General features: G+C 40.1%; 15 protein-coding genes. 11 read left to right on the plus strand and 4 right to left on the minus strand.

The window, feature by feature from the left end; translation table 11 throughout:
* Positions 1-285: 285 nt before the first annotated feature.
* Complete coding sequence (locus tag ACFSKV_RS00725) at positions 286-2,079, minus strand: restriction endonuclease (protein ID WP_380799605.1); 1,794 nt, start codon at positions 2,077-2,079, stop codon at positions 286-288.
* Positions 2,080-2,282: 203 nt separating this feature from the next.
* On the opposite strand from ACFSKV_RS00725, the gene ACFSKV_RS00730 reads away from it, so the two are divergent.
* The 8 genes from ACFSKV_RS00730 to ACFSKV_RS00765 all read left to right on the plus strand — a co-directional run bounded on the left by ACFSKV_RS00730 (position 2,283) and on the right by ACFSKV_RS00765 (position 12,784).
* A complete protein-coding gene (locus ACFSKV_RS00730; RefSeq protein ID WP_380799607.1) occupies positions 2,283-5,492 on the plus strand; it encodes a DUF1553 domain-containing protein in 3,210 nt (1,069 codons plus the stop codon).
* 1 nt (position 5,493) lies between these two features.
* A complete protein-coding gene (locus ACFSKV_RS00735) occupies positions 5,494-7,005 on the plus strand; it encodes a DUF1501 domain-containing protein (RefSeq protein ID WP_380799608.1) in 1,512 nt (503 codons plus the stop codon).
* A gap of 12 nt (positions 7,006-7,017) precedes the next feature.
* The gene (locus tag ACFSKV_RS00740; protein ID WP_380799610.1) at positions 7,018-8,358 is read left to right on the plus strand and encodes a DUF2231 domain-containing protein; all 1,341 of its coding nucleotides are present in this window, start codon (positions 7,018-7,020) and stop codon (positions 8,356-8,358) included.
* A 49-nt stretch (positions 8,359-8,407) separates the two neighbouring features.
* On the plus strand, positions 8,408-9,223 hold the full coding sequence (locus ACFSKV_RS00745; protein WP_380799612.1) for a helix-turn-helix transcriptional regulator: 816 nt from the start codon (positions 8,408-8,410) through the stop codon (positions 9,221-9,223).
* A 42-nt stretch (positions 9,224-9,265) separates the two neighbouring features.
* Positions 9,266-9,709 (plus strand): hypothetical protein, encoded by a 444-nt coding sequence (locus ACFSKV_RS00750; protein WP_380799614.1) that lies wholly within the window; start codon positions 9,266-9,268, stop codon positions 9,707-9,709.
* 82 nt (positions 9,710-9,791) lie between these two features.
* Positions 9,792-10,073 carry a type VII toxin-antitoxin system MntA family adenylyltransferase antitoxin gene (gene mntA, locus ACFSKV_RS00755; RefSeq protein WP_380799616.1) on the plus strand — a complete coding sequence of 94 codons (282 nt, stop codon included), beginning with the start codon at positions 9,792-9,794 and terminating at the stop codon, positions 10,071-10,073.
* Positions 10,070-10,417: a HepT-like ribonuclease domain-containing protein gene (locus ACFSKV_RS00760; protein ID WP_380799618.1), complete on the plus strand. Its 348-nt coding sequence runs from the start codon at positions 10,070-10,072 to the stop codon at positions 10,415-10,417. Before mntA ends, ACFSKV_RS00760 begins: the two co-directional genes overlap by 4 nt.
* 441 nt (positions 10,418-10,858) lie before the next feature.
* Positions 10,859-12,784 (plus strand): SMP-30/gluconolactonase/LRE family protein, encoded by a 1,926-nt coding sequence (locus tag ACFSKV_RS00765; RefSeq protein ID WP_380799620.1) that lies wholly within the window; start codon positions 10,859-10,861, stop codon positions 12,782-12,784.
* Positions 12,785-12,865: 81 nt separating this feature from the next.
* Here the strand turns inward: ACFSKV_RS00765 and ACFSKV_RS00770 are convergent, their stop codons facing one another.
* The 3 genes from ACFSKV_RS00770 to ACFSKV_RS00780 form a co-directional block, all read right to left on the minus strand.
* Positions 12,866-13,786: an RraA family protein gene (locus tag ACFSKV_RS00770; protein ID WP_380799621.1), complete on the minus strand. Its 921-nt coding sequence runs from the start codon at positions 13,784-13,786 to the stop codon at positions 12,866-12,868.
* Between the two features lie 31 nt (positions 13,787-13,817).
* The gene (locus tag ACFSKV_RS00775) at positions 13,818-15,032 is read right to left on the minus strand and encodes a cupin domain-containing protein (RefSeq protein WP_380799622.1); all 1,215 of its coding nucleotides are present in this window, start codon (positions 15,030-15,032) and stop codon (positions 13,818-13,820) included.
* 99 nt (positions 15,033-15,131) lie between these two features.
* Positions 15,132-17,384 carry an outer membrane protein assembly factor BamB family protein gene (locus tag ACFSKV_RS00780; protein ID WP_380799623.1) on the minus strand — a complete coding sequence of 751 codons (2,253 nt, stop codon included), beginning with the start codon at positions 17,382-17,384 and terminating at the stop codon, positions 15,132-15,134.
* 361 nt (positions 17,385-17,745) lie between these two features.
* Between ACFSKV_RS00780 and ACFSKV_RS00785 the strand changes: the two genes are divergently transcribed.
* The 3 genes from ACFSKV_RS00785 to ACFSKV_RS00795 all read left to right on the plus strand — a co-directional run bounded on the left by ACFSKV_RS00785 (position 17,746) and on the right by ACFSKV_RS00795 (position 20,404).
* A complete protein-coding gene (locus ACFSKV_RS00785; RefSeq protein WP_380799624.1) occupies positions 17,746-18,726 on the plus strand; it encodes a phytanoyl-CoA dioxygenase family protein in 981 nt (326 codons plus the stop codon).
* Positions 18,727-18,755: 29 nt separating this feature from the next.
* Positions 18,756-19,397 carry a bifunctional 4-hydroxy-2-oxoglutarate aldolase/2-dehydro-3-deoxy-phosphogluconate aldolase gene (eda, locus tag ACFSKV_RS00790; protein WP_380799625.1) on the plus strand — a complete coding sequence of 214 codons (642 nt, stop codon included), beginning with the start codon at positions 18,756-18,758 and terminating at the stop codon, positions 19,395-19,397.
* A gap of 68 nt (positions 19,398-19,465) precedes the next feature.
* Positions 19,466-20,404, plus strand: a complete 939-nt coding sequence (locus ACFSKV_RS00795) for a 2-dehydro-3-deoxygalactonokinase (RefSeq protein WP_380799627.1) — start codon at positions 19,466-19,468, stop codon at positions 20,402-20,404.
* Positions 20,405-20,469: the final 65 nt, after the last annotated feature.

Genomic DNA, 20,469 nt, shown 5'->3' on the forward strand with positions numbered 1-20,469 from the left:
TCGAAATGAAATTCCCCTCAATCCGCAACTAATCTTTTTCGCAAACCGTTCAAATTGATTTTAACTTATCCCTTCCCCTCCAAAAATCTCTTCATAATCTCAAAACTACCTGAAAATCCATGTCTCTCCCTGTGATAAATTTTTGTGGTTTGGACATTTGAATGGGCTAATACTTGGCGGATTTCTTCTTCTGAATGGCCTGAATAGGCCATATGATTGGGCAAAAATGACTTTAAAATATTATACGAATTAAATATTTTAACAAAGATTTTCATAAGACCATTCTTACTTGTTACCCGTATTTTCTTTTGCTTCTCTAATATCAATTTTCGCTTTAAAATTATGTTTCATGAGAAGATTTAAAAGATTGTCTCCATCAATTAGACTTATTGGCTTATTTTTCGCAAATTCATAGGCATCACCTCCAAAATGAGAGGTAGTGACCAATATCCCTTTACTGGCACCCTCATTTAGCATTGTCCCGTATAAATCCCGAACAGCTGAAACTCCAACTACATTTGTATATCTCTTTGATTGGATTACAATTTTACCTCCTCTAATTGGATCAGGATCAAAAGCGATGGCATCAATTCCTCCGTCTCTACTCGATTGCGTAATTTTAACCTCACCTCCAGTTAAATTAAACTCTTTTTCAAATAAGTCTCGGACAAAATGTTCAAAATCATCCCAAGGCATTACAGCTAGATTTGTCCTTTCATCGACAAGGTTAATTATATCCTTGCTTTCTATGAACCTTTTATCCTCTTTATTCAATAACAAAATTGGTCTTATCGGGATATTTTCAGAAATACTAGGAGCAGAAATTCCTTTAAATCTTTTGAAAGCAAGAACTAGGTCAATGTGGTTAAGATCGATCTCTTGAAACTCATTTCTTGATACCGTAAAAGATATAATACAGCTTTTGGTTTGTTTTCCAGTAGATTTATCTCTGTATTCTGCAAACCCATTTAAGAATATTTGATTTAGAGAAGAGTTCAATGAATTTTTAAAGAGCAATTCCGTCAAACCAAAAAGTATTGAAATACAAATTCTCCTATATTCATCTTCAAGCTTCTTGATAACAGGTTTATTAACCTTTAATTTTTCCTCTTTTAAAAAGTCGTCAAAAGAAGGTGTCAAAAAATCTAAAAGTAATAAATCGTTTTTTATATATAATTCATATTCAAACTCGTATAAGCAATTAATAATATTTTTATCCAATAATTCCTTTAATAAAAAATCAATACTTTTAATTTCAGGATTATCTGAACTTTCATTTTCTTTTAAACCATTAATATTTTTTTCAATAAGTTTAATGTTTTGAATTACGAAACTCGAAATCAATGTTTTGTAATTCTTAATTATTTCGACTTCATGTTTTTCTCTAAACTCTTGTTCTTCAAAGTGCTTTAGCCTCAGCCTTTCATAATCTTCTAGCTCCTTTTTGTATTGACCAGTTAATTTTGAGAAAAAATTTTCAACGGGCCTTTCAATGTTAAAATGGCTTTCAACGAAATTCTCTGTTGAGAATTCATAATCTCTTAAACATTCTAAATGAAAAACAATTTCTTCTAATAATTCAACTTTGGAGTATTCAGAAAGGAACAATTCTTCCAAATTTTCCGGCAAAAACTCCTCACTTTTTTTTGAATAATTTAAATAATAGGAAGCAAGTTCCTTAAATCGTATAGAGTCATTTTTTGAGGTTAAATTGAAAATGCAATAATCAATAAAATCTTGGTTCCATTGTAGTAAAGATTCCAAAATTGACAACTCAAATTTCTCCTCTAAATCTTTAATGCTTTTTGCGTTAATTAGTTTATTGTCAAAGGAATTATCAGCGGTATCATCTCCTTCAACATTAAATCGAATTATAGGTAAATTTAAAGTAAAACCAACATTAAGATTAATTGCATTTTCTAAAGATAATATTTCAAGACCCTCCTTGAGTTTATCAAAAAAAGATGTTGTGTATGTCAGCTGTTTAACCAAATCGAGTACATCATCATATTTATGATTAATTAAAAAATCCTTAAGGCCATCTTCGTTTATTCCTGAAAATTTAATTTCTGTTTTCATGGTTTAATCTTTTACCTAAATTTTAGCTTTAGTCAAAATTACAAAAAATTAAAGAATTAAGATTTTACATTTATAATGTCATTAATGTAAGAGCATCTTCTTATTTGTTTTGACAACCCAAGTGGATAGTTTTCCAATTTCTTAAAATAACCTGTGGGAAAACTCCTCATTTTCTTATAATTTAAGAGGGTATTCGTCTTTCAATGAACCGAAGAATCCTCAGTTTACTCTGCTATGTATTGATGTTGTATTCCTGCAGGCCGGAACTTCCGGAGGATATTCAGGCTGCCTATGAGGAATTGCCCGAAGCATTGGATTTCAATATTCATGTCAAGCCGATTTTGTCCGATAAATGCTTCGCCTGCCATGGCCCTGACCTGGCTGCCCAAAAGGCAGGATTAAGTTTGCACGATCCTGAAATGGCTTTTGCCTCACTTAAAGATTCTCCTGGAAAGGTTGCCATCAAACCAGGCAAGCTTCGCAAAAGTGAACTTTTTCACCGAATTATTTCCGAAGATCCTGAATACCGTATGCCCTCCCAGGAATCCAATTTGACCTTGAGCCCAAGGGAAAAAGCCATCCTGATCAAATGGATAGAAGATGGGGCTGCTTACAAAAAACATTGGGCCTTTATTCCTCCACAAAAAACTAATTTACCTAAAGTAAAGGACAAGTCCTGGGTTAAAAATCCCATCGACCTATTTGTACTGAGCAAACTGGAACAGGAAAAAATCAAGCCCTCCGTAGAGGCGGACAAGGAAACCCTTCTTAGAAGATTAAGCCTGGATTTGACCGGCCTGCCCCCGAGTTTGGCAGAAATTGATGCCTTCCTTGAAGATTCCTCTGAAGATGCCTATGAAAAGCAGGTGGACAGATTGCTCAATTCAGTCCATTATGGAGAAAAAATGGCCATGCACTGGATGGACATTGCGAGGTTTGCTGATACGCATGGGTATACCGTGGATAGGTATAGAGATGCTTCCCCATATCGGGACTGGGTGATCAGGGCTTTCAATAAGAATTTGCCGTATGACCAGTTTATCACCCATCAGTTGGCTGGAGACTTGCTTCCCAATCCTACCAAGGAACAGCTCATCGCCACAGCTTTCAACCGCATCCACCCACAAAATATGGAAGGAGGAATTGTGGAGGAGGAGTTTCGGGTGGAATATGTGGTGGACCGTACCAGTACCATGGGACAGGCTTTTATGGCCTTGACGCTTGGATGTGCCCGTTGCCATGACCATAAATATGATCCGATTTCTCAGAGGAATTTCTTTGAACTCAGCAGTTTTTTCAATCAGGTGGATGAGGCCGGGCAGATTTCCTGGGATGATGCCATGCCTGTCCCGACCATGCTTTTGACCAATGAGGAAAAGGATAAAATGCTGTCTTACCTGCTAGCCCATAAAGAAAAGGAAGAAAGGGAATTGGCTCAGATTGCAGAAGAGGAAGAGGTTGCCTTTCAAACATGGTTGACCTCCAATGCGCTTCAAAATATTGCCAAGCTGGAATTTCCGGCGAGCAGGGTAGCCTTTTATTCCTTTGACCAAAAGTCCATTCAAAACCAACTTTATCCCTTCCAAAAAGGGAGCATGGAAAGCAGTGAGGTGAAAAACCAAAAACCCGTCTATGTTGAGGGATTAAGGGGAAAAGGGGTACAACTCAATGGGGATTCCTGGTTGGATTTGGGAAGGTCAGGTATTTTTTCACGGAGTGAACCTTTTTCGATAAGTATTTGGGTTCTTATTCCAATGGATTTGAAGGATGGAGCCATCTTTCACAAGGGCTCGGGGGCTGTACTTTACAATTGGCGGGGCTATCACCTCAGCCTGAAAAACAACCGCTTGGAATTGCTGATGGCCCATACTGCTCCCTACAATGCCATTACCAAAATTACCGAAAAGGACATTCCAAGGGATCAATGGATCAATTTGACCATGACCTATGACGGTTCCTCCAAAGCCGATGGCCTGAGAGTTTTTCTTGATGGCCAGGAAATGCCTACCCAAACTACCCGTGACAACCTGTACAAAGACATCCTTTTCAATGGGCAGCAACCCGGTTTGCAGGTGGGAGCAGTATGGAGAGGCAAGGGGCTTAAAGGAGCCTTGGTAGATGAAATTTCAGTTTATGAAAAGGAACTTTCAGCCATTGAAGTGCTGCAGATTGCCAAACCTGAGGAATTCAAAGCGGTTATTTCTAAATCCCCGAGCCAACTCAATCCCCAGGAAAAACAGGCGCTTAAAAAACTTTACCTCAACAACCATTCTTTGGCTTATAGAGAAAAACTGAAAGTGGTGATTGCCCAGAGAAAGGCTTACTCGGATTCGGTAGAGCGCATACCTGAAATGATGATCATGCAGGACATGCAGAACAAGCGGTCTACCTATATTTTGACCCGGGGGGAATACAATCTTCCTGGAGAGGAAGTTTTTCCCAAAACACCGGAAAGTGTTCTCCCTATGAGAGAGGATCTACCCAAAAACCGACTGGGATTGGCCCAATGGCTGACTGACCCGGAAAATCCCCTCACTGCAAGGGTGGCAGTCAACCGTTTTTGGCAGAATTTCTTTGGCAGAGGGCTGGTCGCAACTTCTGAGGATTTCGGAAATCAGGGTGAATTGCCTTCTCATCTGGAATTGCTGGATTGGTTGGCATTGGAATTTCAGCATTCAGGTTGGGATGTCAAAGCCATGCAGCGGCTGATCGTTACATCAGCCACTTATCGACAGGCTTCGAAAAAAAGAGCGGAATTGGAAGAAATTGATCCTGACAATTCCTTTTTGGCCATGGGTCCTTCAGTCAGATTACCGGCGGAAATGATAAGGGATAATGCCCTTTTTGCCGCTGGATTACTGAATCCGGTTGTGGGAGGAAAAAGTGTGTTTCCTTACCAGCCGGATGGACTTTGGAAAGTCAATGGGGCCAATTATGTTCAGGATAGGGGTGAAAACCTATACCGCAGGAGTATGTATACCGTCTGGAAACGTTCGGTGCATCATCCCACTTTAGCCATCTTCGATGCACCTGACCACAGTGTTTCCGTGAGTAAGCGTCAAGAGACCAATACCCCGCTTCAGGCTTTGGTGTTGATGAATGATCCGACCTTTGTGGAGGCTTCCAAGGTTTTGGGAGAGCAGATGTTGGCTTATCCTGAAATTGCAATGTCCATTGAAAATACTTTCCGCAAACTTACCGGTAGGATGCCCAATCAAAAAGAGCTTGACATTCTGTTGGAGTTAAGGGAAAATGAATACCGGAAATTTAAGTCAGATCCAAAGAAACTGAAAGGTTGGCTCGCTGCAGGGGAATATCAGGTCCGATCAGACCTGGATCCCTCTCAGGTAGCTGCCAATGCCATAACTGCCAATGCCATTATCAATTCAGATGCATTCCTAACCAAAAGATAAGATGAGTCAGCACCACCACAATGCCCCATTGAGATCCGCAAATAAGGATCTTCAGGAAATTGAAAAGAAAATGGACAGAAGAAGGTTTCTGACCAAGACTTCTTTGGGTATTGGTTCCTTGGCTTTGGGTTCCCTAATAGGAATAGAAAAGATTTTTGCAGGAAATAATCAAGCTTCACCCTTACTTTCAGAGTCATCATATGGCTTACCAGGATTGCCCCATTTTATGCCCAAGGCCAAACGGGTGATTTACCTTTTCCAAAGTGGAGGGCCTTCCCAACTGGATTTGTACGACTACAAACCCAAGCTTACTGACCTACATGGACAGGAGTTGCCCGATTCGGTCCGGGACGGGCAGCGTCTCACAGGGATGAGTGCAGATCAAAGCTCTTTTCCCATGACCGCATCTGCTTTCAAATTCAATCAATATGGACAGAGCAGGGCCTGGGTCAGTGAACTGATGCCCCATACCGCTGAGATCGTAGACGAACTTTGTTTTATCAAAAGCATGCAAACCGGGCAGATCAACCATGATCCGGCCATTACGTTTTTCCAGACAGGTCATCAGCTTCCGGGCCGCCCATCCATGGGTGCCTGGCTGAGTTATGGACTGGGTTCAGACAACCAAAACCTACCTGCCTTTATCGTATTGGTTTCAAAAAATGCCGTACAGGACCAACCCCTTTATGCCAGACTTTGGGGAAATGGATTTCTGCCTTCCCAATACCAGGGAATCCAGTTCCGGTCCGGAAAAGACCCTGTGCTTTATTTGGGCAATCCTGAGAACTATGATGGACAGGACCGAAGGGAAATGCTGGATTATCTGAGATCACTCAATGAAATACAATTCGATACCTATGGTGATCCTGAAATCAGTGCCCGTATCGCCCAATATGAAATGGCCTTTCGAATGCAGACCTCAGTTCCTGAGGTGACCGATATGTCCAAGGAACCTGATTGGGTGTATGAGATGTATGGAGAGGACAGTCGGGACCCCGGAACTTATGCTGCCAATTGTCTCTTGGCTAGGAAGCTCATCGAGAAGGATGTGAAATTTGTACAGCTATACCATCAAGGTTGGGATCAGCATGGGAATCTGCCTGATGGAATTAAGAATCAATGTAAGAAAACCGATCAGGCCACTGCTGCACTGATCAAAGACTTAAAGCAAAGAGGTTTGTTGGAAGATACACTTGTCGTTTGGGGCGGTGAATTTGGCAGGACGGTGTACAGTCAGGGAACACTGACGCTGGATAATTATGGCCGGGACCATCATCCACGCTGCTTTACCAAATGGATGTGCGGGGCAGGGGTAAAGCCGGGTTTTACCTATGGAGAAACAGACGACTTTGGATATAACGTGGTCAAAGATCCTGTTCATGTACATGACCTTCAGGCTACGATTCTACATCTATTTGGAATAGATCACGAAAAACTAACCTATAAGCATCAGGGGCGGAGGTTCAGGTTGACTGATGTAGAAGGTCATGTGGTAAAGGGAATTTTAAGTTAGGAGGCTCAAATAATGACACAGGACCTGATCACTTTTATCGGCCGTTTTCATCCGGTTTGGGTTCATTTGCCCATTGGATTTTTGATGATAGCAGTTTTATTCAAGGTTTATGCTGTCTTTGGGAATAGGCAAGCTTTAGAGGAAGCTGTCAACTTTGCTTTGCTTATTGGAGCAGTCAGTGCCCTGATAGGAGCAGTTTTGGGATTTTTCCTTTCCCAATCTGGTGGTTATGACGGTGATCTTTTGGATGTTCATTTGGTGGCAGGATGGATTACAGTATTTCTGGCCGGGATTGCCTGGTGGGTGAACAAAAACCCACTTAAATTTTCAAAAGCAATCAATTATGCAGTTTTGGGCTTTTTGACACTTGCCCTCATAATTACAGGACATTTTGGGGGAAGCCTTACCCATGGAGAAGATTATCTGACTGCCTATGCACCTTTTGGGGGAAAACAGGAGGAAAGCAAAGGAAGGTTTTTGGCCAGCGTGGAGGAGGCGGAGGTATTTACAGATGTGATTCAGCCTATTTTTAAAAATAAGTGCCAGAGTTGCCACAGACCTGGAAAGGCAAAAGGGGAACTGAGTTTGGTTTCTTATAAAACATTGCTCAGAGGGGGTGAAAATGGTCCTGTAATTATACCCTCTGATGTGGAGAACAGTGAACTGATCAGAAGGGTAACTTTGCCGGCAGGTCATGAGGATTTTATGCCTGCCGAAGGGAAAAAGCCCTTGACGGAGGAGGAAATCCAAGTCATTATCTGGTGGATAGAAAGAGGGAATGCAGATCCTAAAGTCTCTTTAATGGAAGCAGAAGAGGGCCTGATCGCCTGGGCAAAACCAAGACTGAATGTTCAGGGAGAAGAAAAAGCTCTTACCTTTAGCATAGATACAGCTCAAATCAAGACTTATGAGAAAATGGGATTCCGGATCAGGGTGCTATCCTATGAGACAGGTGCCTTGGATGTGGTGTTGACAAAGGAATCTTTCAAAGGTCAGGTATCTGAGTTGGTTCAATCACTTTTGCCCATTAAAGATCAGATTTATTGGCTGACCTTGGCCGAAACGGGGATAAGGGATGCTGATCTAAGCCTGATTGCACAGTTTTCCAATTTGCAACGGCTCCGGATTGAAAACAATCCCATTTCGGATAATGGGATTTCAGCTTTAAAGAACTTTTCCAGGCTGGAGATTTTAAATCTAAATGGCACCGGGGTAAGTGCTGAGGGATTGGCCTCAATCGCAGAAATCAAAACTTTGAAATCCCTTTACCTCTGGAATACATCAGTCAGTCCTCAGGACGAATGGGTAATAAAAATGAAATCAAATCGAGTGAATGTGGTTTTTGGTATTTGAAATATCTGTCTATTTTCAATTAATACAATCTAATTAGTCAATTTATTCCGTGAGTACAAGTAATTACTTCACCACAAGAAAACCAATAGACCAATTTCTTTCAACGGTTATTGATTATTATTTTTTTATTGATGTTCCTCTTGACAAGCTATCACTCAACACTGAATTTATCATCCCTTTTCCCAGGATCACCTTAGGCTATTTTTTCAATCATTCCTTTAAAGCAAATAATCTTACGCGTAATGAATCACAGTCAGTCAACTGGGTTTTTTCCCGAATGACCACAGATAGGATAATTGTAGAGCCCCAAACAGAAAAGGTCAAAATCATTGGAGCGCACGCCCGACCATTTTTTCTTGCATACTTAACTCCAAAAAGTTTGAAAGATATGTCTTGGCTGATAGCAGCAGAAGAGTTGCTTTATATTTCCGAACAAGAAATCCAAATAAGGCTGAATGCTTGTGAAAATACCGCACTAATGTTCGAAGAATTGGAAAAGGTCCTCCTTGAAAAAATAATCCTAAAAGAATTGTCTCTCCTTGTCCAATCAATTGAAATAATTGAAAAAAGGGCCGGGAATATTGGGGTTACTGAGCTTTCTAGGCTTTTGGGAGTTTCTGACAGGACCATTAGAAATCAATTTTATGATTTCATAGGATGTTCGCCGAAGGATTATATTAAGCTGGTCAAATTAAAACAGGTGGCTTTTCAGTTGAGGTATTCAAATAACTCTTTAACAGATATTGCTCACGACAACCACTATTTTGACCAAGCACATTTTATTCATGAATTAAAAAACATAACCGGCCAATCCCCCAACCAATTGAGAAAAGAAATGGAGAATTTTCGTTTTCTACAATTTTAAGATTTTTCTTGCCGGTTTCTTTGTATTGGAAAATCTATATTCATGAAAAGGGAAGTCATTGTCATTGCACATATTATCTCTACAGTCATTGCAATTTTAACCATTGGATGCTTTTTTACTTTCTCTTTGTTGGCAGAAATTCAGGGAGAGGAGGCATTTATCAAGCAAGTAAAAAAAGGTATTTTGTTTGCTTTGCCCATCATGCTGATAATCATGCCAATGCTGAAAATAACTGGTGGAAAATTGGCAGGCAAATCCAAAAACCCTTTCGTTCAGCAAAAGCAAAAGAGAATGAAATTTATCCTTGTAAACGGGATTACTTTAATCTTCCTGGCATGTTTCCTCTATTACCGGTCCCATTATCTAGAGATTGATAGTGTTTTTTTGGTGGCACAAATAGCTGAACTGGTACTTGGATTTACCAACTTGTCATTGATACTAATAAATGCCAGAACTGGATTTCAACTTTCCCGTAAATACTTTTAAGGAACTAGCTTTTCTTAAAGAGAAAGCAATATCAACTAATTCAAGCCGAATGAAATTTTGAGAAAAAAGATTATCTTTCGTTATGATTTCCCAAGAACAAAAGAATATTATTAAAAAAGTCACTGAAAGATTTAATCCAACCTTTATCGGAGTTTTTGGCTCGTATGCACGAGGAGAGGAAAATGAGAAAAGCGACCTTGATATTTTAATTGACTTTAAAATGAAAATTGATCTTCTTGAATTAATCGGTCTTGAGCAAGAATTATCAGAATTAATTGGAGTGAAAGTTGACCTTGTTACTTTGCGTTCGGTAAGTCCATCACTTAAACCCTACATTGAATCAGATTTGATTAGGTTGGTATGAATAAAGATCCCATAATTTATATTGAACATATAAATTCTTGTATTAAGCGAATAATTGAATATACTGATGGGATAGGTGAGCAGGGATTTTTACAGAATAATCTAATTCAAGATGCAGTTATCAGAAATTTTGAAATCATCGGAGAAGCAACTAAAAAATTGAATATTGATTTTCGATCAAAGTATTCCTATATAGAATGGAAGAAGATTGCTGGAATGCGAGACAAATTAATTCACGATTATATTGGTGTTGACCTTTGGGCAATTTGGGCTGTAGTAGAAAATGTTATTCCAACACTCGAAATCCAAATTGAAGAAATTTTGAAAAAGGAGAGAGGTGAATGAAATTGAGAATACATTATTTGTTTTTTAAGTTGAGAGAATATAAATCCAAAAGATTCAGTTCCCACTAAATACGAAATGAGATTAGTTTTATTTTTGATGACTGTCTAGCAATATATGGTGAAACAATAACACCAATATGGTTATTTCCGTGAAAGCAAAACCCGAATTCTGTTCATTTCATTTTTCTGATTACCACATCATAAATTTTTAATGGCTATGGAAAAAAAAGAAAACCAATGGGTAAAACTCATTATATTCCCTGTGATTACCCAATTTTTAGTCTATCCAAAGTTCCCTGCTTGCCACCCTTTCGTCGGGCATTTATAGAATAAGTTAATTCCTATCCTTTCATCCAAAACTAAATGCCATTTTCCTGTAAACGGTAAAGTTTTTTAATTTTAATTGAGTAATTTTTGGAGTAGAAACCAAACCTGATAACCTATGAACCTGAAAAATTGCCCCCAACTGTTTGTTGGAGTTTTTTTTGTTGTGCTTTTCACTAACTGTAAGCCTTCTGGGCAGGAATGGGAAGCCAAAAACCGGGAACTTATCAAGCAATATGGACTCTCAGAAAAGGAAATTGAGGGACTTCCCAAAGAAACCGTACCTCCCAATCTAGATGCAGCAAAAGTCAAAAACCTGGAGGCATTTGAACAAACTGAATGGCATCCGGGTGTAAAAGGAAGAACCGTTTGGGGTAAAGGTGCCATGTTTGCTATTCTTGAATTAAACCCCGGTGCAATGATTCCGGAAGAATTATTGGAAGAAGAAAGGTTTGTATTGCTTGTGGAAGGATCCCTTGACTTAAAGGTAAATGGAGCGTCAATGAAAATGACTTCCAGAAAAAGGGAAGCCCAGGACGGTACCCATAGTGGAACCCCAAGAATGGATTTTATCTATTTGGAAAAGGGAACAAAACTTTCCATCACTGCAGGCTCGGAAGGAGCTAAAATTTGCCAGGTATTCAGTCCCCCACAATTGGAGTATATCCGGAAAACAGGCATAAAAGATCTTACTAAGGAAATTGAGAAGTATCAAGGCTTAAATTCCCCAAATATTGAGGCCAATAAGGTTTATGACCTCTTTGATATCCACTTGACAGAACTTGCCCCGGGGGCATTTACCAGGGTGTTAGGCGGTAGTAATATGATGTTAAGTTTTATTTCCATGCCTCCCAATTCCTCTTTTGGTCATCATATTCATCAAGAGGAACAAATTATGGCTATTCTTCGCGGGACAGTGAATGAAATTCTTTTGGATAACTCAGAACTGATGGAAACTCTTGATGTGGTCAGGATTCCTGGAAATTATGTTCATGCTGCCAATATTGGAGCTTTGGGCGCGGAGGCTTTGGACATTTTCTGGCCTTCCCGTTCTGATTATTTGGCAAAGGCAAATGAAAGTAAGGCAAGATTCCATGAATTTATTCCGGAAGATGCCAAACTGGAATTATTGATCGATGGTAAGAAAACCAAACCTGAGTTATTTTTTACCGAAGGGCCAAAGTGGATGAATGGGAAACTGTATTTTTCTAACATGTATTTTGACCAGGACTGGAACGGAGACCCTAAGCAAAGCTCTATTGTGGAAATGCTGCCTGATGGGAGTTACAGAAATATCACTCAGGGAAAAATGCAGGCCAATGGGCTTTATCCCTATAAAAACAACAACTTACTCGTATGTGACATGATGGGACATAAAGTGGTGGAAATGACAAGTTTAGGACAGATTATCAGGGTTTTGGTGGACCAATATGATGGCAAACCCATAGATGGCCCCAATGATATTATCACCGATACCAAAGGAGGGTTTTATTTCACGGATCCTCAATTCACCATGGAGGCGGAAAAATTTCAACCTGGAAGGGCGGTATATTATGTGTCTCCCCAGGGTGAAATTAAAAGGATCACCGAGCCCAATGAGTTTGCCATGCCCAATGGTATTCTATTATCCCCGGATGGAAAGACTCTGTATATCAATAATTGTTTTGATAAAGAATCCTGGTATCCTGTACAAAGCGAAAAAGAGAATTTCATCTGGGCTTACGATGTCCAAGAGGATGGCTCCATTAGCAATGGCCGTCAATTTGCTCAGGTTTTGTTGACAGAAGATGTTTTGAATAGGGAAGGGAGGTCTTCAGGAGCTGATGGCATGGCCATTGATAAAGAAGGCAATATCTATGTTGCCACCTTTTATGGAGTACAGATTTTTGACAATACAGGAAAGTTTGTTGGAATGATTAACTTGCCTTCCTTCCCGGTGAGTCTATGTTTCGGGGATGACGATATGAAAACCCTGTATATCGTAAGCTACAGCAAAGTATTTAAAATTAGGACCAACAAAGAAGGATATATCAATTACTTATAGGGGTAAAATTGTTGTAGATAATGGAATCAGAGGATACTGGGTTAAATTGCCAACATCCTCTGATTTTCCTCTTTTTAGTTCTTACCAGGTTCTTTTACTCATGATGCGATCCAGTTCCTGTCTGGTCATGGTACCCAGCTCTGGATGTATTTCAAGCCAATTGAGGAAAGCGATTTTGATTTCATCAGTCCATTGGTTGTCAATTTCCCCTGTGCTGTAAATATTGTTTCTTACCATTTCAAAACCGAATTTGTCTTTTCTGACCACAAATTCCGCAACTGAGACAACTTCTTCTGCCAAATGCGCAGGCACAAATAATACACCTTCAATGGTTGCAATGACGAGGTCCCCTGGGAGTACTATGGCATTTCCGATCCGGATAGGTGTGTTGAGTCCCATGAGCACCATTTCTTCTGTAAAGGAGGGATGGAAATCCCGTACAAATGCATTGAATCCTGGAATGTTTCTGATTTCCTGCAAATCCCTGGATGCGCCATCGAAAACCACCCCATTGCCTGATTTGCTGAAGATGGAATTGGCCAAGGTAGAACCCATAATAGGACCTCCACCGATTTTTCCAAAAGCATCCGCTACATAAAGGTCACCTGGAACAAGGGTATCTATCGGCCAGGAATTGGTATTACCTTTCCTGCCTTGTTTAGCACCTCTCTCCTTAATATTCCTTTCCACATCCGGTCTGCTGGGGAGATACATAGCCGTGACAGCACGTCCTGTCATTAAAGTTTCGTTTACCATTTTCCAACCGCCCTCATACTGGTTGTGATAACCTTCATTTCTTAAAGCATTCCAGGCATCATCAATCATGATATGCTTGGCCCTTTCCAATAAATCATCAGGTATTTTGGGCCTTCCATCTGGAAAACGCTCTCCTTTCCACTCTGAAGTAAGGAAAATCATCTCTTCTTTGGAAATGGTTTGGGCAGAAAGCCATCCCGTCAATAAAACAAAATTTAGAACCAGGATCTGTAATTTGATTTTCATTGAATAAGATTTTGGATAAAGAAAGTAAATATCAATAATTGTCATCGTCTCCCATCACATCATAGCCTTTCCATTTGAATTCTTTGGCGAGACCAGAGGCTGCAGGCCAAGCGATATCATGCTGTTTGCTGGCCACCCATTTCCTTCTGTTTTCTTCTGTATCAAAATAAATCATGATCTGGTAGTTGTAGGAGGTAGGTTCCGCCTGAATTTCCTTCGATAAATTTTCAGGGAACAAGCGCAGCAACTTGGAACCCAAATAACCCTGTTGGACCACCATGGCAGGAACATAAATGGAATAATACATTTCCTCAAAAGCTTTTGCGTTTTCTTTATCCACCACAAACTCCATCTGAAGCACCATGGCTTTAGGTTCGATCAGTGGTCTTTCAATGGCAAGGCTTTTCTGTTTAGGTGCGGCAATTCCTATGACCAAAAGTTCCAGATCTTCGCTTCCATCGTTTGTAAAGCTCAAACTTTCTCCTAAAGCCCCCCAAAACGCATCATGGGCTTTAAAACTTGAAACACTATTCCCAATGCCTAATTTTCCATTACCTTTGGTGACATAATAGACTTCTTCAAATCCTTCAAGCTTGCGGACAATTCCTTTAGTTCCCGCAGGAATAACCACATGGTCTACATGATTCCAATCGGTGCTGAATACTTCCGGTCCAAAAACCCTACGGTACATCACTCCCTCACCGGAATAAGCAGGATTATTACCCTTTAATTTTTCTTTTTCTAATCTTCCATTAACAAATGAAGGTACAGGATCAAGGCTTGCACCGACACGGGTATCACCAAGGTCAAAAGCATCTGTCTTTCCCTTGGTACGGCTGACAGCAAAGTTGAGCCAGGTAAGGTTATTGTCGGTAGGATTGTAAATGGCATGGGAATCGCCCATTTTGCAGGGAACCACAGCAGGGGCTTTGATTTTTGAGGTACGGCCATTGACAGTAAATTCTGCTTCCCCGTCCAGGATGACAAACATTTCCTCAATGGAATGGTGGAAATGATGTCCTATACCTGATTTCCCCTGAATTTGCCCGGCATGAAGGTAAAGGAAGTTGGTAGCCAAATCATTTCTACCGATCAGTTGGGTAAACCCCATTTTGCCTGCCCCTTCATGCACCGCAGACAACTCCCTATATTTTTCAGGATCATTAGATATAATCCTCTCTTTAAGGTCTTGTCCTTTTGTCTGGTAGGTTAGGAAAAGGATTACCAATATGAATATGTTTTTCATAGGTTTTATGGGTTTGGTTCAAATTATGAAAATCCTTAAAATTTACCAATCTCTATTTTTACTGGTTCCTAATAGGGATGATTTATTTACAATAAAAGGTTACTTTTTATCCGGTAAGGCATATACCACATATCCTTTTGGCAAAGCTCCTTGCTTTTTGGAGTGGTCATAGCTGTCTTTGGCAAAATTTGAGGTTGCATTGATGACGAGGTATTGTTTACCGTCCAACCAGTACATGCTGGGTTGGGCATTTACTTCATGGCTCAAAGTTTCCTCCCACAAAAGATCCCCGTTTTCAGCATCAAAGGCATATAATTTACCACCTTTTGCGGTAGCAAACACCAGTCCGGTTGAAGTGACAATCATACCTTTTCTCAGTACACCACTTGGAGCGCCCTTACTTTGATCTCCCTGCACATATAGGGAATCCTGACCTACAGGCTTCCTCCAGGCAATGGAACCATCATTCAAGTTGTAAGCCACCAAGGATGACCAGGGAGGTGCCGCCAAGGCAGGCCAGTCCAGCCCATATTCTGTAGTATAGCGCTCAGAAGGATGATCTACTTCCTCAGGGTAATCTGACATGGGTAATGCCCTGGTTTCATCGGGTATGATGGAGGCCCCTCCTGTTGCCACCACAGGTCCTTTTGGAATGATAGGTTCAAGGTTTCTTCGGAAATTGAAGCTCATGGGATTTCCTCCCAAATACCTGTACATGGCTTTTAAGGTTTCTTCATCCACATGAACAAATCCCGGCATCTGTCCCTTTCCATTGACCACTGTACTTCTGAATTCATCATAAAACAATTGCTCTCCGATTTTTTGAAGGGAAGGCCCTACACCACCGGACATGTCTTTGCCATGGCATGTCTGGCAAGTGGTATTATAAAGGGCTTTTACCCTTTGGAGTTCATTTACCGACAAGTCTACCTTTGGAGGTTCAACTTTATTGAGTTTGTAGATGGAAGCATGTTCCTGGGTCAGTATGTACATCATTCCATTAGTCGGATTAGAAGCCGTATTCCCATAATTTGCTCCCCCCAAGGCTCCTGGCATGGTGATGTTTTCATGTTTATCGGATAGAGGAATATAAAGTCCTGACTTTCCTATTTCCAATCTTTTGTACCAAAACTGTTTGATACTATCCGTGAAATAGGGGTTCAGTGTTTCTTTGGTCACTTCATTTCTTGTAAAATTGGGAAGTGAAGGAATGGGTTGTGTGGGCCAGGCTTCTTCTCCAGGCATTTCACTTGGGGGAAAGGGTTTTTCTTCAATTGGAAAAATCGGTTCACCGGTTACCCTGTCAAATACAAATACAAATCCATGTTTGGTGGCAACTGCTACGGCGTCAACCTTTTTACCATTTCGGTTGATAGTCAACAATTGTGGGGCTGAAGCGAGGTCATAATCCCATAAATCATGGTGAACGGTCTGGTAATGCCAGAGTCTTTCTCCTGTCCTGGCATCCAATGCCACAAGGGAATTTCCAAAGAGGTTGCTTCCGATCCTATCTGCTCCATAGTAATCATAAGTGGGAGACCCAACAGGGAGGTAAGCTATGCCCCTTTGGGTATCTACAGATATCTCACTCCAAACATTTACCCCTCCAATATATTTATAGGCATCTTTTGGCCAGGTTTCATAGCCAAATTCCCCAGGTTGAGGAATGGTATGAAAAATCCATTCCATATTGCCTGTAACTACATTATAAGCCCTCACATGACCGGGAGGGGAAAAATAATTCTCCCCCGGTGAAGAACCAATGATCAGTAAATCCTCAAATATCACACCAGGCATCATGGGCTGAATCCTTCTCATTGAACTGGGTTCACGTCCCAACCCTTCTCTTAAATCCACATATCCCTCCTTTCCAAAACTCAAAATGGATTTTCCTGTCACCGCATCAATGGCCTGAATAGTATTGTTAATAGTAAAGATCAGGCGTTTATCCTTTTTGTCTTTACTTTCCCAATAATTGATTCCCCTTCTGGTAAGACCATTGAGATTGGCATGAATCCAAATTTCTTTTCCAGTTACCACATTGACAGCAATGAGAGAGGAATGTTTCCCCATCACATACATGACTGTATCTACAATAATGGGACTGAAAAAATAAGGTGTTTCGTCTTCAGTTGGAAAAACCCAGGCTATTTCCAATTGATTGACATTTTCTTTTGTGATTTCCCTTGCATCAAAAAATCTCGATTGCTCCGGGGATCCTCCATAATGGGTCCATGTGGCATATTGTGAAGTAGAGTTTTCAGAATTGCAGGCAGATATAAAAAATACAGAAATACAAATAATCAACCTTGCAACAACGGTAAGTTGTGGCTCTTTTGGGAATAAATTCATTTTTTAATAGGTTTTAATAGGCTTTACTTGCGCAAAATCTTCCTTCTTGAATCTGCCATCAGAAAATGATTCTATTAGGTAAAATTTCAGACGGTAAAGATTTTTGAATAAGTTATTTCAATCAAAAATATGGGTAAAGACAGATTTTATCAATAATACCACAAGAACAATCGACCGTCCATAATAGATTTTGTTATGATATAATATAATTTTAAAATTTTGTTGAGGATTGAATGTACTGACCGACTTCAATTATTGCTTGTAAAGTTTTTTAACCTGTGAAAATTTCAAATAGAGTTGATTTTCATCAGATTAGGTAGTACATTCTAAACTTATTTTCATAATTCTTCCAAATCAAACCATGAAAGGACAGGGTCAAACATCAGTTGTTAAGGAAGGTACCCAAGGTGGCCACAAAGAGATACCTGGAAACCCATCTGTTGCCAAAAGCAGTAAGACCAAATTAAACGACAGATCCGATGGAAAGGCACTTAGGGTATTGAGTGAGGAAGATTGGCAATTCTGGAGGCAGAATGGATATGTAATTGTAAAAAATGCGGTCCCTAGGGAGCAGGTTGCCAAAACGGCTTCCTTTCTTTGGGAATTTTCGGAAAAAGACCCCGATGACCCCAGTACTTGGTATTCCAGGCCCAATCAGGATATGGAGATGAAAGAACTGGTGGGGACTGGAATGGTGGAGGTTTACAATCATCAGGAATTATGGAACAACCGGCAAATGCCAAGAATCTATGATGCCTTTGTTGACATCTGGGGGTCCGAAAAACTTTGGGTCACCATAGACCGGGCAAATCTCAATTTCCCGATAAGACCAGGTCATGAATACAAGGCATTTATCCATTGGGATTATGATCCTGAGACCAAACCTCAAAATGTTCAAGGGGTTTTGGCCTTAGCCGATCAGACCGATGAAAATATGGGAGGATTCCAGTGTATTCCTGAACTTTATAGGAATTATGATACCTGGAAGTTATCCCAGCCTAAAGACCGAAACTATTTTCAACCTGACATTTCGAGTTTGGAAAATGAAATTGTGAAAGTAAAACTAGAAGCTGGGGACTTGCTGATTTTCAACAGTCTCCTGCCACATGGTATAAGAGCGAATCATTCAGATAAAGTGCGTATTGCCCAGTATATTTCCATGATGCCTGCTGAGGAAGACAATGAAGAATTGAGGCAATGGAGGATCAATTCCTGGAAAAATAGAATAGCACCATCAGGTTATGCTTTTCCGGGAGATCCAAGGGACTGGGAAAGAACAAAATATACAACAGCGGTGCTTTCCGATCTTGGAAAAAAATTATTGGGCTTTGAAAGATGGTAAAGACAAAAAGCTTATCGATTCAAACTAACATGTCCCTAAAAGAAAGTTTGTCAAAGAACAGGATTTTACCAGCTGTCACCATTCAGGATGAAAGGGATGCCTTACCCATAGCTGAAGCATTGCTCAAGGGCGGTTTGGATATAATGGAAATTGCCTTCAGATCAAAAGCAGCAGAAGGAGCTATTGCCCAAATCAGGAAAAATTTTCCTGAAATGACGGTTGGGGCCGGTACTTTAATTAATAAAGAACAAGTCATAAAAGCAGTGAATGCGGGAGCTGCATTTGGCTTGGCTCCAGGTTTTAATCCTAAGGTTTGTAGGTTTGCTATGGAACAAAAGTTTGAAATGATTCCCGGGGTCATTACCCCTTCTGAGTTAGAAAATGCTTATGAAATGGGTTTTAGTATCCTAAAAATATTTCCCGTTGGGCAATTTGGCGGGGTTGAGCTTTTGAAAGCATTAAACGGACCCTATGGGCAATTGGGTATTCTGTATATACCTATGGGAGGGGTCAATCTTGGCAATTTAAGCGAATACCTTAATGTTAAAAATGTAATTGCAGTGGGAGGGTCCTGGATGGCTTCCGGAAAATTGGTTGAAACTAAAAATTTTCAGTTTATTCAGGAGAATGTTTTACAGGCTCTTTTGAAAATAAACCAGGCAGGCATTTGATATTCAGATATATCCAAGTATTTTTTCATAAGAATATTTGACTAGGGAAATACCAAAGAAAATCATTTATGCAATTTTTAAGCTGTGATTGGGGGACTTCAAATTTTAGATTGAGATTGGTGGAATCCAAAACCAAAGAAATCTTAAAGGAAGTAATAATTCCTGAAGGTATTTCAAGTGTATATTCTAGGTGGAAACAATCACTTTTGCCTGATTCTGAAAGGGTATCTTTTTACAAGCAGGTCCTCAGTAAAGCCATTTTATCTTTGGGCCAATTGGAAGTCACTCCTATACCCCTTATTCTTTCCGGGATGGCTTCTTCTTCTATAGGTTTGCTTGAACTCCCTTACATGAAATTTCCTTTTAACCTAAACGCAAAGCAGTTAAAGTTTGCCAATCTTGAACCTGATGAAGATTTTGAACATCCTATTTTTATTATTTCAGGAGCTTGCACTGAAGAGGATATCATGCGCGGTGAGGAAGTTATGCTGATGGGTTGCGCCAATGTTCCTAAAAAAGACGGGGTATATATTTTTCCAGGAACCCATTCCAAACATGTGATTGTCCAAAATGCAAAGGCAACTGAATTCAAAACCTACATCACGGGAGAACTATTTAACCTATTGATAAAGAAGAGCATTATCAGTAATTCTGTTGAATCAGGGGTAGATAGGTCATCTTTTATCCAAGGTGTTCAGGATTCTGGATCAGCAGATTTACTCCATCAAATATTTGCCATCAGGTCAAAAGATATCCTTAAGGGTAAGGACCCTGTTCAAAACTACCAATACCTGAGCGGTTTATTGATTGGAACTGAATTAAGAAAACTTGATTTTAGTCTATTTCCTATATATGTGGTCAGTGAAAATCCTTTGCTTTGTCTTTATGCAGCTGCATTATCTGAAATTGACGGGACCGTTGAAATAAAGTTGATGAGTTCTGACCAAGCATTGATTAATGGGCATCTGAATTTTCTCAATGAGTTGAGTTTGGTCCCTGTTTCCTGATTGATTTTTGTACAAAATCGGGTAAAAATAATATTCAGTCAATATTTTGATTAAGCAGTAAATTA

The sequence above is a fragment of the Shivajiella indica genome (assembly GCF_042683085.1).
In the GTDB taxonomy this organism is placed as follows: domain Bacteria; phylum Bacteroidota; class Bacteroidia; order Cytophagales; family Cyclobacteriaceae; genus Shivajiella; species Shivajiella indica.

What these genes read in the sequence shown, in the direction of transcription:
- ACFSKV_RS00770 (WP_380799621.1), bottom strand. Translation starts at nt 13,786, where the DNA reads ATGAAAATCAAATTACAGATCCTGGTTCTAAATTTTGTTTTATTGACG.
- ACFSKV_RS00725 (WP_380799605.1), bottom strand. Translation starts at nt 2,079, where the DNA reads ATGAAAACAGAAATTAAATTTTCAGGAATAAACGAAGATGGCCTTAAG.
- ACFSKV_RS00775 (WP_380799622.1), bottom strand. Translation starts at nt 15,032, where the DNA reads ATGAAAAACATATTCATATTGGTAATCCTTTTCCTAACCTACCAGACA.
- ACFSKV_RS00730 (WP_380799607.1), top strand. Translation starts at nt 2,283, where the DNA reads ATGAACCGAAGAATCCTCAGTTTACTCTGCTATGTATTGATGTTGTAT.
- ACFSKV_RS00740 (WP_380799610.1), top strand. Translation starts at nt 7,018, where the DNA reads ATGACACAGGACCTGATCACTTTTATCGGCCGTTTTCATCCGGTTTGG.
- mntA (WP_380799616.1), top strand. Translation starts at nt 9,792, where the DNA reads ATGATTTCCCAAGAACAAAAGAATATTATTAAAAAAGTCACTGAAAGA.
- ACFSKV_RS00795 (WP_380799627.1), top strand. Translation starts at nt 19,466, where the DNA reads ATGCAATTTTTAAGCTGTGATTGGGGGACTTCAAATTTTAGATTGAGA.
- ACFSKV_RS00750 (WP_380799614.1), top strand. Translation starts at nt 9,266, where the DNA reads ATGAAAAGGGAAGTCATTGTCATTGCACATATTATCTCTACAGTCATT.
- ACFSKV_RS00765 (WP_380799620.1), top strand. Translation starts at nt 10,859, where the DNA reads ATGAACCTGAAAAATTGCCCCCAACTGTTTGTTGGAGTTTTTTTTGTT.
- ACFSKV_RS00780 (WP_380799623.1), bottom strand. Translation starts at nt 17,384, where the DNA reads ATGAATTTATTCCCAAAAGAGCCACAACTTACCGTTGTTGCAAGGTTG.
- eda (WP_380799625.1), top strand. Translation starts at nt 18,756, where the DNA reads ATGTCCCTAAAAGAAAGTTTGTCAAAGAACAGGATTTTACCAGCTGTC.
- ACFSKV_RS00735 (WP_380799608.1), top strand. Translation starts at nt 5,494, where the DNA reads ATGAGTCAGCACCACCACAATGCCCCATTGAGATCCGCAAATAAGGAT.
- ACFSKV_RS00785 (WP_380799624.1), top strand. Translation starts at nt 17,746, where the DNA reads ATGAAAGGACAGGGTCAAACATCAGTTGTTAAGGAAGGTACCCAAGGT.
- ACFSKV_RS00760 (WP_380799618.1), top strand. Translation starts at nt 10,070, where the DNA reads ATGAATAAAGATCCCATAATTTATATTGAACATATAAATTCTTGTATT.